The organism is Nocardioides gansuensis (assembly GCF_003076135.1).
Lineage (GTDB): Bacteria > Actinomycetota > Actinomycetes > Propionibacteriales > Nocardioidaceae > Nocardioides > Nocardioides gansuensis.
The window spans coordinates 296,849-312,678 of record NZ_QDGZ01000003.1 but is presented as its reverse complement, the minus strand read 5'-3'; the positions used below and the strand labels follow the sequence as shown (position 1 = coordinate 312,678).

At 73.9% G+C, this 15,830-nt stretch carries 15 protein-coding genes; 6 read left to right on the top strand and 9 right to left on the bottom strand.

Annotation, left to right across the window (positions count from 1 at the left end; translation table 11 throughout):
- Window positions 1–3: 3 nt before the first annotated feature.
- Together DDE18_RS08495 and DDE18_RS08490 are read right to left on the bottom strand one after the other, a co-directional pair.
- The gene (locus DDE18_RS08495) at window positions 4–1,110 is read right to left on the bottom strand and encodes a fatty acid desaturase family protein (RefSeq protein WP_116571802.1); all 1,107 of its coding nucleotides are present in this window, start codon (window positions 1,108–1,110) and stop codon (window positions 4–6) included.
- Window positions 1,111–1,125: 15 nt separating this feature from the next.
- On the bottom strand, window positions 1,126–2,244 hold the full coding sequence (locus DDE18_RS08490) for a flavin reductase family protein (RefSeq protein ID WP_116571801.1): 1,119 nt from the start codon (window positions 2,242–2,244) through the stop codon (window positions 1,126–1,128).
- 146 nt (window positions 2,245–2,390) lie between these two features.
- On the opposite strand from DDE18_RS08490, the gene DDE18_RS08485 reads away from it, so the two are divergent.
- Window positions 2,391–3,008, top strand: coding sequence for a TetR family transcriptional regulator (locus DDE18_RS08485; protein ID WP_245916522.1), 618 nt, complete (start codon window positions 2,391–2,393; stop codon window positions 3,006–3,008).
- On the opposite strand, the gene DDE18_RS08480 is transcribed toward DDE18_RS08485, so the two are convergent.
- The 3 genes from DDE18_RS08480 to DDE18_RS23980 are packed head-to-tail and all read right to left on the bottom strand — an operon-like array spanning window position 3,005 to window position 7,014.
- Window positions 3,005–3,712, bottom strand: a complete 708-nt coding sequence (locus DDE18_RS08480; protein ID WP_116571799.1) for an SDR family oxidoreductase — start codon at window positions 3,710–3,712, stop codon at window positions 3,005–3,007. The two genes, DDE18_RS08485 and DDE18_RS08480, sit on opposite strands and share 4 nt — an antisense overlap.
- On the bottom strand, window positions 3,709–4,677 hold the full coding sequence (locus DDE18_RS08475) for a zinc-binding dehydrogenase (protein ID WP_116571798.1): 969 nt from the start codon (window positions 4,675–4,677) through the stop codon (window positions 3,709–3,711). The genes DDE18_RS08480 and DDE18_RS08475 overlap by 4 nt, the downstream gene beginning before the upstream one ends.
- Window positions 4,678–4,707: 30 nt before the next feature.
- A complete protein-coding gene (locus DDE18_RS23980; protein ID WP_116571797.1) occupies window positions 4,708–7,014 on the bottom strand; it encodes a CHAT domain-containing protein in 2,307 nt (768 codons plus the stop codon).
- Between DDE18_RS23980 and DDE18_RS08465 the strand changes: the two genes are divergently transcribed.
- Window positions 7,003–7,197, top strand: a complete 195-nt coding sequence (locus DDE18_RS08465; RefSeq protein WP_133241193.1) for a hypothetical protein — start codon at window positions 7,003–7,005, stop codon at window positions 7,195–7,197. The genes DDE18_RS23980 and DDE18_RS08465 overlap by 12 nt on opposite strands.
- Here the strand turns inward: DDE18_RS08465 and DDE18_RS08460 are convergent.
- The 3 genes from DDE18_RS08460 to DDE18_RS08450 are packed head-to-tail and all read right to left on the bottom strand — an operon-like array spanning window position 7,194 to window position 9,875.
- Window positions 7,194–7,688, bottom strand: coding sequence for a carboxypeptidase regulatory-like domain-containing protein (locus DDE18_RS08460; protein ID WP_116571795.1), 495 nt, complete (start codon window positions 7,686–7,688; stop codon window positions 7,194–7,196). The two genes, DDE18_RS08465 and DDE18_RS08460, sit on opposite strands and share 4 nt — an antisense overlap.
- 7 nt (window positions 7,689–7,695) lie before the next feature.
- Entirely contained in the window at window positions 7,696–8,295 is a 600-nt protein-coding gene (locus tag DDE18_RS08455) for an RNA polymerase sigma factor (protein ID WP_245916520.1), read from the bottom strand.
- Window positions 8,292–9,875, bottom strand: a complete 1,584-nt coding sequence (locus DDE18_RS08450; protein ID WP_165821088.1) for a S8 family serine peptidase — start codon at window positions 9,873–9,875, stop codon at window positions 8,292–8,294. Before DDE18_RS08450 ends, DDE18_RS08455 begins: the two co-directional genes overlap by 4 nt.
- A gap of 237 nt (window positions 9,876–10,112) precedes the next feature.
- Between DDE18_RS08450 and DDE18_RS08445 the strand changes: the two genes are divergently transcribed.
- The 4 genes from DDE18_RS08445 to DDE18_RS08430 are packed head-to-tail and all read left to right on the top strand — an operon-like array spanning window position 10,113 to window position 14,677.
- Complete coding sequence (locus tag DDE18_RS08445) at window positions 10,113–11,525, top strand: chymotrypsin family serine protease (RefSeq protein ID WP_116571793.1); 1,413 nt, start codon at window positions 10,113–10,115, stop codon at window positions 11,523–11,525.
- A 1-nt stretch (window position 11,526) separates the two neighbouring features.
- On the top strand, window positions 11,527–12,453 hold the full coding sequence (locus DDE18_RS08440; protein WP_116571792.1) for an aminoglycoside phosphotransferase family protein: 927 nt from the start codon (window positions 11,527–11,529) through the stop codon (window positions 12,451–12,453).
- Window positions 12,450–13,352 carry a T3SS effector HopA1 family protein gene (locus tag DDE18_RS08435; RefSeq protein ID WP_116571791.1) on the top strand — a complete coding sequence of 301 codons (903 nt, stop codon included), beginning with the start codon at window positions 12,450–12,452 and terminating at the stop codon, window positions 13,350–13,352. Before DDE18_RS08440 ends, DDE18_RS08435 begins: the two co-directional genes overlap by 4 nt.
- The gene (locus DDE18_RS08430; RefSeq protein WP_116571790.1) at window positions 13,349–14,677 is read left to right on the top strand and encodes a lanthionine synthetase LanC family protein; all 1,329 of its coding nucleotides are present in this window, start codon (window positions 13,349–13,351) and stop codon (window positions 14,675–14,677) included. Before DDE18_RS08435 ends, DDE18_RS08430 begins: the two co-directional genes overlap by 4 nt.
- On the opposite strand, the gene DDE18_RS08425 is transcribed toward DDE18_RS08430, so the two are convergent.
- Complete coding sequence (locus DDE18_RS08425; RefSeq protein WP_116571789.1) at window positions 14,586–15,785, bottom strand: NAD(P)-dependent malic enzyme; 1,200 nt, start codon at window positions 15,783–15,785, stop codon at window positions 14,586–14,588. The genes DDE18_RS08430 and DDE18_RS08425 overlap by 92 nt on opposite strands.
- Between the last annotated feature and the right edge of the window lie 45 nt (window positions 15,786–15,830).

Below are 15,830 nucleotides of genomic sequence, written 5' to 3'. Positions count from 1 at the left end.
TTGTCAGGCCGCGGCCGGCGTCTCGGCGAGCGGTGCGACCGGCTCGGCCGTCTTCCTGCGCGGCGGCAATGCCATCCGGAAGATCTTGCCCGCGACGCTGGCGAGCTGCTTGTGCAGCGGGCCCTGGTTGTAGGGCAGGTCGTAGCGCTCGCAGATCTCGCGCACCTCCTCGGCTATCTCCGGATAGCGACGGGCCGGCAGGTCCGGGAAGAGGTGGTGCTCGATCTGGTGCGAGAGGTTGCCGCTCATCACGTGCATCAGCCTGCTGCCCGTGATGTTGGCCGACCCGAGCAGCTGGCGGTAGTACCAGTGGCCGCGCGTCTCGTCCTCGCACTCCTCCATGGAGAAGGTCGCGACGCCGGACGGGAAGTGGCCGCAGAAGATGATGTTGAAGGCCCACACGTTGCGCACCAGGTTGGCCACCACGTTGCCGGCGAAGGTCAGCGGGAACAGCGGGCCGGTCAGCGCCGGGAAGAGCACGTAGTCCTTGAACGTCTGCTTGCGGACCTTGCGCCAGATGCGCGCGGCGATCTGCCGGTTCTCCGCCCAGGTGCGCCGGCCGGCAACCAGCTCGTCGACCTCGAGGTCGTGCAGCGCGACGCCCCACTCGAAGAAGGTCATCAGCAGGAACGCGTAGAGCGGGTTGCCCAGGTAGTAGGGGTGCCACTCCTGGTCCTCGTCCATCCGCAGGATGCCGTAGCCGATGTCACGGTCCTTGCCGACGATGTTGGTGTAGGTGTGGTGGACGTAGTTGTGGCCGTACTTCCAGTTCTCGCTGGGCGCCATCGTGTCCCACTCGAACATCCGGGAGTTCAGCCCGGGGTCGCCCATCCAGTCGTACTGGCCATGCATGACGTTGTGGCCGATCTCCATGTTGTCCAGGATCTTGGAGACGCTCAGGGCGGCGACGGCCAGCGGCCAGGCCGGGGGCACGTAGAAGAGCGCACGGCCGGCCACCTCGAACCCCCGCTGGGCCTTGACGACGCGCCGGATGTAGTCGGCGTCGGCGGCGCCGAGGTCGGCGAGCACGCGCTGCCGGATGGCGTCGAGCTCCTCGCCGAACGTCGCGAGCTGCTCGGGGCTGAGCGTGTGCGGATGCGTGGTGGTCATCGGGGTGCCTTTCGGTCAGAGGTCGACGACGCAGTCGCCGACCGGGGAGGAGACGCAGATCTGGATGTCCTCGTCGGGCATCGAGGACTCGACGCCCGTGACGACGTTGCGCACCGTGCCCTCGGTCTTGCGGGCGGTGCAGGAGAAGCAGATGCCCATCCGGCAGCCCGACGGCGGGCGGAGACCGAGTACCTCGGCCTGCTCCAGCAGCGAGGCGCCTGTGTTGGCCGCCGCACGGCCCGCGCGGGCGAACGTCACGTCACCCTCGGCGCTGCCGGAGCCGGCCGAGGCCGGCGGCTTGAAGAACTCCACCCGCAGGCGCCCTGCTCTGGCGGGGCTGGCGTCGGGGTACGCCGCGCGCACGAGGTCGACCAGTCCGCCCGGCCCGCACACCCAGGTGTCGGTGTCGCGGTAGCCGGGGACGGTGCGCCGGAGGTCCGGCTCGTTGAAGAGCTGGTGGCCGTGGCGCAGGTGCACGGTCACGTCGTTGTCGGCCGCGGCGATCGCCGCGAGCTCACCGGCGAAGATCTGGTCGTCGGCCGAGCGGGCGTAGTGCAGGAACATGACCGGACGACCGGCGCGGCCGTCGTACCCGTCCCGCAGGAGGGTGCGCAGCATCGACATGGCCGGCGTGATGCCGGAGCCGCCCGTGATGAAGAGGAGCGGGTCGATGCCCGGCGTGGCCGGGCTGACCGGCAAGGTGAAGTCGCCCATCGCCTGGGAGAGATGGAGCACCGTGCCGGGCTCCGCTGCCGTCGCGAGGTGGCGCGAGACGGACGGGCGGCCGTCGCGGTGGTCGTGGGCGCGGATCGTCAGGGTGATCTTCTCGCCGGGCGCGGAGGCCGCGGACGAGATGGTGAACACGCGGGTCAGCCGGGTGGCGATGCCGGGCAGCTCCACGCCGACCTGCACGTGCTGGCCGGCGCGGTGGCCGCGCCAGGTCGGCGTCGGCTGCAGCACCAGCGTGGTGACGGGATGCTCGCCCCCGGTCTCCCGGCGGACCCCGGTCACGACAGCGCGCACCTCCTGCACGGCCCACATCGGGTTGACCAGCTCGAGGTAGCGGTCGACCGGGTGGGGCGTGGCCAAGGCGGCGACCGCGCGGGAGCGGAGCAGAGTCTGGGCGAGGCCCATGTTCAACCTTCTTTCAAGTTGAGTGAACGTCTGTGCACTCAACTCTGCGGGGCAGTCAGCTCGCTCGTCAAGCGGACCCGGGGTGACGTCGCGCACCTCGATGCACATATGTGCACTCAAATATGGCGGGCCGTACACTCGGGCAGGTGACCGAGGCCTCCTTGACGCGCACCGAGCAGAAGGAGCGCACCCGACGGGCGATCCTCGACGCCTCCCTGGCGCTCTCGGCCGAGTCGACCCTGGCCGCGCTCTCCCTGCGGGCGGTGGCCAAGGAGGTCGGGGTGGTGCCGACCGCGTTCTACCGCCACTTCGGGTCGGTCGACGAGGTCGGTCTCGCCCTGGTCGACGAGAGCTTCGCGTCGTTGCGCGCCCTGCTGCGGGAGCTGCGCACAGGCGCGCCCGGCTACGCCGACCTGATCGACTCCTCGATCCAGGTCCTGGTCGAGCACGTCACCACGCACCGGGAGCTCTTCCGCTTCCTTGTGAGGGAGCGGGTCGCGGGGCCGCCTCGGGTCCGGGCGGCGATCGGCCACGAGATCGCGCTGACCACCCGCGAGCTCGCCACCGACCTCGCGCGGCTGCCCGGCACCGAAGGGTTCGCCACCGACGACCTCCGCCTGCTCGCCGACCTGATCGTCTCCTTCGTGGGGACGACCGCCGAGCGGCTCGTGTCCGAGCCCGAGGCAGCGAAGCGGATCGCGGCAGGGGCACGGGTGCAGCTGCGGATGCTCATGGTCGGCGCCGTCAACTGGCGCTCCCGCTAGCGCGGGCCCGGCCGCACGCTCAGGTCGGGGATCGTCGCATCGGCAGGCAGGTCGAGTACGTGGAGGATCGCCTCGGCGACGGTCCCGGGCTGGATCCACGCACCGGCGTCGTAGTCCTTGCCCTCCTGCTCGTGCACCCTCTCCTGCATCGGGCTGGCCGTGCGGCCGGGATAGACACTGGTCACCCGGACGCCGTGCTCCTGCTCCTCGCCGCGCAGGCAGTCGGCGAGCGCCTTCAGGCCGTGCTTGGACGCGGCGTACGCCGACCACTCGGGGTGGGCGTTGAGGCCGGCCCCGGAGTTGACGAAGACCACCGTGCCGCGGGCCTGGCGCACGTGGGGCAGCAGCTCGCGCGTGAGCACGGCGGGCGAGGTCAGGTTGACGTCGAGCTGGGCCTGCCACTCGTGCAGGCGGAGCCGCGAGACCGCGCCGAGGTCGACGATGCCCGCCGCATGCACGAGCGTGTCCAGTGGGCCGTCCACGAGCCTGCCGATCCCGTTGAGGGTGCCCGGCTCGGCCAGGTCGCCGACCAGGAGCTCGGCGTCGGGGAAGTCCGCTCGCAGGTCGTCGACGCGCCGGGCATCCCGCAGCACGAGGACGAGTGCATCGCCCCGGTCGCGCAGCCGCTCGGCCAGGGCACGCCCGATGCCGGAGCCGGCACCGGTGAGCAGGTGCCTCCTCGGATCGAGCCGAGTCGAGATCATCGGGTGAAGACGATCTTGCCGAAGACGTCCCCCTGCGCCATCGCGGAGAAGCCCTCACGGGCCTGGTCCATCGGCAGCACGCGGTCGATGAGCGGGCGCGCTCCGGTGGCGTCGAGGAGCTTCAGCAGCGAGGCGAGCTCGCCGCGCGTGCCCATCGTGGAGCCGATGACCGAGAGCTGGAGGAAGAAGATGCGGGGCAGCTCGGCGTCGTCGAGCTGGGGGCCCGACGTCGTTCCCGAGATGACGATCTTGCCGCCGGGACGCAGGGACCGCACCGAGTGCGACCACGTCGCCCGGCCGACCGTCTCCATCACCGCGTCGACCTTGACCGGGAGCCGCGCGCCGGACTCGTAGACCTCGTGCGCACCGAGCTCGAGCGCCTTGGCCCGCTTGGCCTCGTCGCGGCTGGTCGCGAGGACGACCAGGCCGGCCGCGCGCGCCAGGGTGATCAGCGCGGTGGCCACTCCCCCGCCAGCGCCCTGGACGAGGACGGTGTCCCCGGGCCGCAGCGCGCCCCGGACGAACAGCATCCGGTACGCCGTCAGCCAGGCCGTCGGCAGGCAGGCGGCCTCCTCGAAGGACAACGAGGCGGGCTTGGGGACGACGTTGCCCTTCGGCACCGTCACCCGCTCGGCGAAGGTGCCCTGGAAGCGCTCGGAGAGCAGCGAGCGGCCCGGGTCGAGGGTCTCGTCGCCGCTCCAGGCCGGGTCGGAGACGACCGCGTGGACGACCACCTCGTTGCCGTCCTCGTCGAGGCCGGCAGCGTCGCAGCCCAGGATCATCGGGAGCCGCTCCTGCTTGAGCCCCACGCCGCGAAGCGACCACAGGTCGTGGTGGTTGAGGCTAGCCGCCTTCACCTCGACGGTCGTCCACCCGTCCGGGACCTCCGGGTCGGGGCGCTCGCCGACCACCAGGCCGGACAGCGGGTCGTCGGAGCAGAAGGACTCGGCGTAGACGGCGAACATGGTGCGCAGGCTACCGAAGCCCCGGCACGCCTACCCGCGCGACCAGTCGGCGCCGTAGACCGACAGCACCGCTGCCTCCGGCACGGCCGAGCGCACCTGGGCGAGCGTCGCGGCGGCGCCCTGCCCGGCGGCGAGGCCGCGGTGATAGCGCACCATCGCCTCGGCCGCAGCAGCGTCCGGGAGCGGCGCGACGGCCGCGACCACCGAGGACACCCCCAGCGCGAGCAGCGCGGCGGTGAGGCCGAGCGGCTCGTCGCCGGGCCGCACGTGGGACTGCCCGACGTCACACGCGGAGAGGACCGCGTGGGCGGCCCGCACGTCGGCGATCTCGTGGGCGAAGACCGGGCCGTCGGCCATCCGCAGCGACGAGAACAGGGGGCTCTGTTCCTCGTGGGCGCCGTGCGCGGCGACGTGGACCACACCCGGTCGTCCGAAGGCGGCCACCACCTCAGCGCTGCTCGCGGGCACGTCACACCTCACCGCGGTGCCGACCTCGCGCCACGCGGCCGCGACCAGCTCGATCTCCGCCCCCGCCTGGGGGATGCCGGGCCCCGCGAGCACGGTGACGGCGGCACCCGGCGAGGTCGGCGAGGCCGACCACCTGCCCCACCGGCTGATCGAGGGGACGACGGTGATCGGCAGCCCGGCGAGCGTCGGCAGCATCGGCCACGGCACGGAGACCAGCTGGCGGGTCGGCGCGACCACCACCGGACCCTCCAGCAGATCGGCCAGGGGCGCGCCCACCACGGCGTCGAGCTCCCGCGCGGAGGCCGCAACGGCACGGCGCAGCATCGGGGCGAGGGGGCTGTTCCCGGCGAGCGCCTGGGCCCTGAGGTCGCGCCGCAGCCGCTCGGCGAGGGCGTCGACGTCCCCGGCCGGCAGCTCGCGCATGACGGAGGTGCGCCCGCCCATGAGCAGGCAGTGGTAGCGGCCGGCGTGCGCCACGTAGACGACCAGCGTCTCGCCGCGCTCGGCCAGCCGGGCCCGCACCTCGGCGTACGAGGCCAGCCGGTCGCTCCGCACCGTGCCGCCGCGGCGAGCCCAGGTCAGCCGCTCCAGGCGCTGCTCGAGCCCGGCCACCCGGTCCGCGATGCCGAGGCCCGAGTCGCCGGACTGTCCGGAGTCGGCCCCGTGGCGCACGAGCCGCAGCTCCGAGACCAGGGCCGCCACCTCGGGGTCGTCGTCGGGGGTCACCGGCGGGACCCGCTGCGCCGCGCCCCGCCAGCGCTCGACGCTGGCGAACAGCTCGTGCGGCCGCCCGGACCTGAGGGCGCGGGCGAGGTCCAGCTCGGCGAGCCGGCGGCCGTGGACGGAGACTCCGGCCCTGACCTCGAGGCTCTGGGTGCGGCCTCGCTGCTGCTCGAGCCTGCCGGCGGCCGCCCGGAGGTGTCGGCTCCGCGCCAGCGAGTCACCGCGGGCGTCGGCCAGCCAGGCCCGCAGGAACCGCTCGTGCATCTCCGAGGCCAGGCCGTCGCGCCCGCGGCGCGGCAGCTCGGCCAGAGCAGACTCCGCAGCCGCGAGGTCACCGCGCGCCAGGCGACCCTCGGCGAGCAGCCGCAGCGCCATCCGGCCGACGCTGTCCCGGGCGGCCTCGTCCCCCACCGGCAGGACCCGGGTGCGGACACCACGCGACAGGTCCACCGCCTGTCGGACCAGCCGAGCCTGCTCGGCGCGCGACCGGTCACTGCGGGCGGCGAACGCCCGTGCTGCGGCACCCGCCGACCCGGAGGCCTGCTCGAGCCGGCCGGCGAGCAGGTGCGCGCGGGCCAGGTCGAGCAGCACCTCCGCCTCGTCCAGCCGCTGGTGCCGGTCACGTGCCGTCCGCGCCGCCTCCTCGAGCAGCCGGACGGCAGGGGCGACCAGGCCTGCCTCCAGCAGCACGCGGCCCAGGTCGTGCCGGGCGCGCACCCGGTCGACCTCGACGTCCATGTCGTCGGCCTCGCGCATCAGCCGGATGGCGGCGGGCAGGTTGCCGGCGAAGTACTCGAGGCAGCCCAGGTTGTGGCGTGCCTTGAACACCATCTCCGGCCAGCCCTGCTCCTCTGACAGCTGCAGCGCCGCGAGCAGGTCGCGACGTCCCGCGTCGAGGTCGAGCAGGGTCACCTCGGCGAGCCCGCGGTTGAGGAGCACCGCCAGTCGCTCCAGCGGCAGCCGGAGGTCGAGGTGCTGCACGGCCCTCAGCGCGGCGAGGCCTCGCGGCCAGTCCCCCAGGGACATCCACACGGTGCCCTCCTGCACGCCCGCCAGCGCGGTCGCGTACGCCGAGCCGCAGGCCGCCGCCTCTCGCCGAGCCTCGGCGAGGGTGGCCACGGCCCGGTCGCGGCCGTGCAGGTGCACGTCGGTGAGGGCGCGGGTGACGAGGATCCGGGCCCGCAGCTCACCGTCCGCCCCGCCGTCCAGGGCCGCGAGGCCCCGGCGGAGCGCGCGCTCGGCCGCGCCCCAGTCGCCGCGAGAGTTGTGCTCCTTCGCGCGGACCAGGTGCTGCTCTGCGTCCTCGACCGGTGGCGTCGGCCCTCCTAGATCTCGATGGGCGGCGTGATCAGCGGCGGTGTCCCCGGCATGTCCTGCCTGCGCAGCACCAAGTGCACCAGGCCGGGCCGGACGTGGTCGAAGCCGAAGCGCCCCTCGGCGTCCGTCGTGGTGTCCTGGACGCCGGTGGCCGAGCGCAGCTGCACCTCCACGGGCGTGGCGCTGGCCCACCCGGACACCCGCCGCGAGCCGTCGTCCGCAGGCTCGATCGTGATCATCGCGGTGAGGTCGGCTCCGGAGAAGCTGACGGTGTTGGCCACCTCCATCTCGCCTCGGACACCCGCGCCCTCGGCCGAGAGGGCGGTCAGCTCCGCGACCTCGGCCTCCAGCGCAGCCACGGTGAGGGCGAAGCCGATCCGCTCGGTCAGTCCGGCGGGCACGGGGTCGCGCGCCTCGTCGAGCTCGCGCAGCATGCGCAGCACCCGGGCGTCCTCGCCGTCCAGCGGAGCCGCTGCCAGGGAGTTCTCGTCCATCTCGCTCATCGCGTCCTCACCTCGTCCCCGACCACAGCGGGTCTGCGTCGAGCGCAGCCCGCAGCTTCGCCAGGCACCGACCGCGCGTCGGGCCGATGCTGCCGACCGGCATGCCGAGCGCGACAGCGATCGCGCTGTAGTCGGGCCGATCCCCCTGCGCGACGACGCGGAGCAGGAACCGGCAGCGCTCGGAGAGCGCCTGCACGTGGCGCCACAGCACCTGTTCGGCCTCGGAGTGCACCACGACGTCCTCGGGACCCGGCATCGCCGCGGGTCCGTCGCCGACCGCGGCGCCGGTGTCGTCCGTGACGGTGACCCGGCGCCCCCGGAAGGCGACGGCCTGGGCCCTCCGGCGGGTGGTCGTCAGCAGCCACTGGAGGACTGCCTGGGGACTGTCGATGCGGTCGGCGGCGCGGTAGAGGGCCAGCCAGGTGTCCTGGACGACGTCCTCGGCGCTGGCCTGGTCCAGGCCGAGGCCACGCGCGGTGTGCCACAACAGTGGCGTCGCCGCCTCCACGAGCCGGCCCAGGGCGCCGTCCTCGCCGTCGCGGTAGGCACGGAACTCGGCGGCGGCCCGGTCCGCGAGCCCGCTCGCGGGCGAGTCGGTCGGCATCATGACGGCTCCTCGAGGACTGCGGCCAGAGCCTCGGCCACCACGTCGACGCGCTTGCCCGGGTCGCGTGGCGTGCCCGCCCCGACCGCGCAGGCGATCTGGGCCGCCAGCGCAGGCGCCGCGAACGACGTACCGCTCCAGACGCCGAAGCCGCCGCTGTAGTCGTCGGCGTCCGGGGTGGCCCGGGCGGGCAGCGTGCCGTTGGGTGTGGCCAGGCCGGAGCGCGCCGACGCGTCGAAGGTGATGGGCATGGTGCTCACGACGTGGGTGCCCTCACGGTAGGCGCGCACCCACGGGCCGGTGTTGGAGTAGGTCGCCACCAGCGCCGCACCCGGGACCGTCGCCCCCACGCTCACCAGCGGCACCCCGCTGCTCGGGGCCGCGGCGAGCGCCGCCGGGTAGAACTCGACGACTCCCGCGGCGTTGCCGGCCGCGGCCACCACGGCCACCCCGGCCTCCCCCAGGCCGCGCAGCACCCGGGCCAGTGCCTCCTCGGCCACCACGGCCCCGGGCGACTCGTGGTAGTAGCCCATCGAGAGGCAGACGACGTCGAGGGGGCGACCGACTGAGTCGTCGGTCGAGGCCACGAGGTGGTGCACGAGGAGACCCTCGAGGGCCGCGACCAGGTCGGCCTCGTCGGCCGCGCCGTCGCCGTACATCACCGGGACGGACACCAGCGTCGCCTCGGGGCAGCGCTGCCGGATGATCCCGGCGATGAACGTGCCGTGCCCCGCGAGCGGGTCGAGCACGCCGTTGACCGGGTCGAGCGTGACGCCCGAGGCCTCGGGGTCGTCCGCGGGCGCGAACCGCAGTCCGACCGGCGAGCCACCGACGCGCAGGTCGCGCACGCAACCCTCGTCGAACCACGGGTGCCGGCCCAGGCCGGTGTCGACGACGGCGACCACGGGGCCGTTGCCCCACGGGTCGTCCGGCTGGCTGGCGCGGCGTGGCGAGGGCGCCGACCACACGACCGGCGCACGGCCGTCACCGCCCACGCCCTGGAGATAGCCCACGCCCTGCAGGTAGCCGACCCCCTGGAGATAGCCCACGCCCTGCAGGTAGCCGACCCCCTGGAGGTAGCCGACGCCCTGCAGGTAGCCGGCAGCGCCCACGACGTGGGAGAGTCCCACGCCGCGGAAGCTGTCCGCGTCTCGGCGACGTGCCTCCTCCAGCAGCAGCCGTGCGTCCGGCGGCTCGCCCCCGTCGGCTGCGACGAAGCGCACGGTCGTGGCGGTGGCGGCGTCGAGGCGCTCGGCAAGGCCCTGTTCGGCGAGCGCGCGGTCCCGGGCCTCGTCCCGGACCACGACCGCGCGGAGCCCGCGCTCCCCGGCGAGCGCGCGGAGCGCATCGAGGGCCGAGGCGGCGGTTCGGTCCGGCAGGCCGGGGAGCAGGAGGGTGTCCCCGACGTAGACCGTCGGCGCGGTCGCGCCCACCGCAGTCGCGGGGTCGAGCGCCCGCGCGCGCAGCCGCCGGGCCGCGGAGGGGGCGACCGGTACGACCGGGCTCGCCGTCCCGACGGCCGGTGCATGCTCGTGCGCCGGGTCCTGGTGAGCGTCGGAGCGAGGGCCTGGGGTGTTGGTCATCGGCAACTCCTGGTCGACCGCGCGACCCGGCACGGGTCGTCCACGGGTCAGCGTAGTGAGGGACATGCGTCACCGGAGAGGAGTGCGCAGATCCGTTCCTGATACGTCGACAGAACTGCGCCACTCCGCATGCGTCGCGGGCGTATCAGGGCTCGTCGGGCACCCCTCTTCCCCGTTGCCTGACCCCCAGCAGCCACTCAATCGCCCCGCATGGGGACCAGGGAAAGGAACCCGGAGATGACCGATCCGCACGCAGAGACCCGAGCCGCCATCCGGCCGGTCAAGGAGCAGATCGAGGAAGAGCTCCTCGCCAAGAAGAACGTCGTCGGCGTCGACATCGACGAGAAGGAGACGGGCGGCCAGAAGACCGGCGAGCTCTCCATCGTGGTGTTCGTCGACAGCAAGCAGCCGTTGAGCAAGGTGCCCAAGGCCGACCGGGTGCCGCCGGAGGTCCAGGGCGTCAAGACCGACGTCCAGGAGATCGAGATCGAGCTGCAGATGCTGTCCGCGCAGCGTCTGGTCGACGAGGACTTCGCGCCGTACGTCGACCCCGCGGCGTACCCCACCCTGCAGGGCGGCATCTCCATCGGCCCCCTGCGCAGCGTCTTCCTCTCCCCGCCGGACGCCCCGGCGCCCGGGAACTACGTGTTCGTGGGCTCCCTCGGCGCGATGGTGCGTGACCGCGCCAGCGGGCAGACCATGGCCCTGACCAACTTCCACGTGGCCTGTGTCAACAACACCTGGAGCGTGGGCGACCGGCAGGTCCAGCAGTCGCTGGTCGACGGCGGGTCCCCGGCCGGCCAGTTCGGCAGCCTGACCCGGGCGACGCTCTCGGAGCGCGTGGACGGTGCGGTCATCTCGGTCGACGCGGGCCGGGCCTGGACCGCGTCCGTGCACACCGTCGGCCAGGTCGCCGGCCACACGGCCGCGACCGTCGGGATGACCGTGCAGAAGCGCGGGCGCACCACCGAGCACACGTTCGGCACCGTGGCCTCGACCGACCTGACGGTGAGCATCAACTACGGGAGCGACGTCGGGGTCCGCACCTTCCGCCACCAGATCCGCATCACTCCGGACACGAGCCGCAACGCCCGCTTCTCCGACCGCGGCGACTCCGGCTCGGTGATCCTGGACGCCAACCGCAACGTCATCGGGCTGCTCTTCGCCGGTGCCACGGACGGCAGTGCCACCTTCGCGAACCCGATCCACTCCGCGCTGGACGAGCTCGGCGTCGACCTCATCGTCTCCCCGGTGACCGTGCCGACCAAGCCGATCCTCAGCTGCCTCGACAGCAGGATCAGCCTCTGCCACGTCACCAAGCCGTCGCTGTGCCGGCCGACCCGGACGCCGATCTGCGACCAGGTGATCTCGCGGATCGTGATCTGCGACTTCGCGCTGCCGACCCGGCCGCTGTCCTGCCACGTCTCCAGGACCGTGTGCCCACCAGTGCCCAGCCGGATGGTCTGCGACAGGCCGCCCGACTGGCGCGACCCGATCGACCGGATCGGTGCCGGCCACGGGTACGGCGAGCAGGGCGTCGACGTGGAAGCCCCCTACTGGGCGGGCTACCTGGCCGCCCTGGAGGAGGTCGCCGCCCTCGACGAGAACGGCTCCGACGAGCAGACGCCCGACCGGAACGGAGAGCACTGACATGACCGGCACTCCGGGGATCCTCGTCGAGGCGGTGCGCTGCGGGCTGGTCAGCGCAGACGACGCCGTGGCAGGCATGGCGACGGTCGCTCCGATGCCCCGGAGCAACTCCGTCCACCGGGTCGCCCGCGAGGACGTCCCGGTGGCCTACGTCAAGCAGCCCGGGCCCGCCAGCCTGCTCGACGGCGACGACACCGTCGCCGTCGAGCGGCGGCTGCTGTCGCTGCTGTCCCAGGAACGGTTCACTCCGCCTCCGCTGCACTGTGGGGGTCCGGAGGCGGTGTGGACCCGGGTCGCCACGGGGGTCGAGCTGTTCCAGCTCGGTGGCGCGCCCGACGCGGGGTGCAGTGCGGCAGTCGCTGTCTTCGGGCGCCGGCTTGCCGCACTGCACCTCCTCCCCGTCCAGGGCGATGTGCCGGCAGCGCGAGCGCCCTGGCCCCTGCTCGACGACCTGCTGCCGTCGATGGAGACCGACACGCCGCACGCGGGCCTCGAGCTGGTGCTCGACGCCACCTACGAGCCGCCCGTCCGCGCGTTGCTGGCGCCGCTGCGCGGCCAGTGGGGGCGGCAGCGGCGCTGGATCCACGGCGACGTGTCCGTGCACAACGTGGTCGTCGACCTGGGCGCGTGGCCCGCGCCGACGGTGACGTTCGTGGACCTGGAGTCGGGCGGTCTCGGTCACCCCGCCTGGGACGTCGTCAGCGCGGTCGCCGCGCTCGACCAGGTCCGCCCGGACCTCGTCCCGACCTTTCGCACCGCATACGCCCGCGCCGGTGGGCCAGAGCCGGACCCGGGACCTGCCTGGCAGTGCGTCCGCGCCCTCGTCACGGCCTGGCAGTGCGCCGCGCCCGGAGACGAGCACTACCGCGGCCGCCTCGAGGAGCAGCTGGAGCGCGTTCACGCCCTCGCCGAGGGAGTGCGCTCGTGACCGCGGCGTGGACGGGCGGCTGGTCGCAGGTCGACCTCCGTCACCTCGACCGTGCCGCCGCCGTGGCGCTGTCGGTCGCCGACGACGCATCCATGCCGGAGGTCCTCTACCAGGGCTGGTACGCCGCTCCCCAGGAGCCCTCCGAGCAGCTGCCGGCCTGGAGCGCTCCGCTCGACTCCGTGCTGCGCACCGCGCACGTGGGCGCCCGCAGCTGGTCCGGCCCGTGGCCCGTCGTCGGCAACGGCGTGGCCGGGGTCGCCGTCGTCCAGGCGGCGGGATCACGACGGGCCGCTGCGCGCGGCGACTACCTGACCGAGGGCCCCGGCGCGGGCCTGGCACCCAGAGCCGGGAGCCGGGTGCTGGTCACCCGGCGGCGCGGCGGTTACGCGTACGACGGGTGGTGGCGCACGTGGAGCGACGACTGGCGCCCCGCCGACTCGCCGCCCGAGTTGTCCCGCATCTACCTGGCTCCCTCCCTGCACCGGCTCGCCCATCTGGTCGCCGCCGTCACCGGCGTGCTCGCCGGCTGCGAGCACGCCTGGTCGCTCAAGGTGGGGGCCGACCCGGCCACGCTCGCCCGCGCCGACGGGGCCGTCCTCTACCTCCCCGACGAGGCGATCGCCGAGACCGCACCCCGGATCGTGTCGGCCTGCCGGCACCTGGTCCGCGCGGCGACGCCACCGTGCACCCGGCCGCTCGCTCCCGGGATCGCCTGGGCCGAGGATCCGGGCACCGGCGACAGCTTCGGCGAGGTCATCGCCCGCCTCGTCGCCCGGGCCTGGCGGAAGCGGTCGGCCGAGCAGACGCTCGCCGACGCCGCCGGACGCGTGTTCCGCTCCGCCGGTCTCGACCCGTCCGCTCCGCACCTGCGCGGACCGTTGGCGGAGGCCCTCCGATGACCGCGGCCATGCCGGAGCCCGGCTCGCCGCGCGCCGTCCTGCTGGAAGCCGCCCACAGGTGCGTGGACCTGCTCCTGGACTCGACCGTGGTCGCCGGCGACCAGCTGACCTGGCCCACGTGGGAGGTCGCCGAGGACGGTACGGCGGCACGGTGCCGCGGCGGTCGCAGCCTCGCCTACGACGGGGACGCCGGCATCGCGTGGGCGCTGGGGCACCTGGGATCGGCCACCGAGCGGGACGAGGCCGCTGCGGTCGCGGCCCTGGGCGCGCGCTCGGCGCTGGGTCGGCGGCTGCCCGCCGGAGGCTGGCTGTCGGGTCGGCCCGGCGTGCTGGCGCTGGTCGCGGACCTACCGGAGAGCTTGCAGCACATGGTCGGGCCGGCGGTGGTCGACGACGTCAGGTCCGTGGCCGCCACCGACCTGACCGGAGGTGTGGCCGGCGCCCTGCTGGCCCGGACCCGCACGGGAGGCGGACCCGCGCCACTCGGGCTCGTCCGTGAGCTGCGTCAGCGCTCGCGCGAGGAGCTCTGGGGCCGCTCCTGGCCCGACCCGGAGGCCGACGGCGACGAGGCACGCCCCCTGTGCGGGCTGGCCCACGGCGCCAGCGGCATCGTGTGGGCGCTCGCTGAGGCGGCCGCCCGGTGGCCCGAGCTGTCAGCGGAGGCCCTCGCCCTCGCGGACGAGGGGCTCGCGTGGGAGTCGACGTGGCTGGACCCGGCCCGCGGAGGCTGGCCGGACCTCCGTGCGGGCGAGACCACGTGGCCGGCGCGCTGGTGCCACGGTTCGGCCGGTGCCGGCGCGGTGCGTGCGCGACTCCTCCAGCTCGCCGCGCAGGGGCTGACCACCCCGTGGCCGCAGGAGCTGGTCCGCTCGGACCTCGAGGTGGCAGTCCAGTCGTGCGGTGCCGAGGTGGCGGGCTTCGTGGCCGACGTCCGCGAGCACGATGCCGCGGCCCTGGGCGCCGGACTGACGATCTGCCACGGCCTCGGCGGACCAGTGGGGCTGCTCGACCTGGCCGCGGACGTGCTCGACGAACCGCGGCATCGGGACCTCGCCGTCGAGGCTGCCACCGTCTTCCTCGACGCTGCAGGCACGGATCCGGGTGCCTGGCCCTCAGGAGTGCGTGGCGCTGACGGCGACCTGGGGCTGCTCAACGGGGTGGCAGGCACCGCCCTGCTACTTGCCCGGCTCGCCCTCCCGGGGGCCGGCGTCGCGACGCCTGTCCTGCCCGGGGTCAGCGCCGGGCGACACCGTCCCGGCGCGCGGCGGCGGCGACCGCCGTACGGACCGCTCCCGGGACGCGGGGGTCGAACGGTGACGGGATGACCTGGTCCTCGCTCAGGTCTCCGCCCACCAGGTCGGCGAGCGCGTCGGCGGCGGCGAGCTTCATGCCCTCGGTGATCGCCGTGGCGTGGGCGTCGAAGGCACCGCGGAAGATCCCCGGGAAGGCCAGCACGTTGTTGATCTGGTTGGGGAAGTCGCTGCGGCCCGTCGCCACGACCCGCGCGTGGCGGTGGGCCACGTCGGGGTGCACCTCGGGGGTGGGGTTGGCCAGGCCGAAGATGATCGCGTCATCGGCCATCGTGGCGACGACCTCCTCGGGCACCGTGCCGCCGGAGACGCCGATGTAGACGTCGGCGCCATCCAGGGCGTCCGCCAGCGAGCCGCGGCGGCCGAAGTGGTCGGCGGTGTCGACGGCGAGCGCGTGCTTGACCGGGGTGAGGTCGCCGCGCTCGGAGTTGAGGATCCCCTTGCGGTCGGTGACCACGAGGTCCTTGACGCCGGCCTCGAGGAGGATGCGGGCGACCGCGACGCCCGCGGCTCCCGCGCCGGAGATCACGACGCGCGCGTCCTCGGGCGAGCGGCCGGTCAGGCGCAGCGCGTTCTTCAGCGCGGCCAGCGCGACGACGGCCGTGCCGTGCTGGTCGTCGTGGAAGACGGGGATGTCGAGGCGCTCCTTGAGCCGCGCCTCGATCTCGAAGCACCGGGGGGCCGAGATGTCCTCGAGGTTGATGCCACCGAAGCTCGGCGCCAGGCGGACGACCGTCTCGATGATCTCGTCGGTGTCGGTGGTGTCGAGGCAGATCGGCACGGCGTCCACGCCGCCGAACTGCTTGAACAGCACCGCCTTGCCCTCCATCACGGGCATCGCGGCCGCGGGACCGATGTCGCCGAGGCCGAGCACTGCCGTGCCGTCGCTGACGACGGCGACGGTGTTGGGCACCCAGGTGTAGTGCTGGGTCATCGCGGGGTCGGCCGCGATCGCTTCACACACGCGGGCGACGCCCGGCGTGTAGGCGAGGGAGAGCTCGTCGGGGCCGTTCAGGGCCACGGTCGAGAGGATCTCCATCTTGCCGCCGACGTGTAGGTCGAAGACAGGGTCTCCGGCGTGCGGGTGTGCTGCGGCGGCAGTCGTCGCGGCCACGTTGTCCATGGTCGCGAGTCTTTCACAGTGGGACCGGCGACCCGGCCCTGTCCA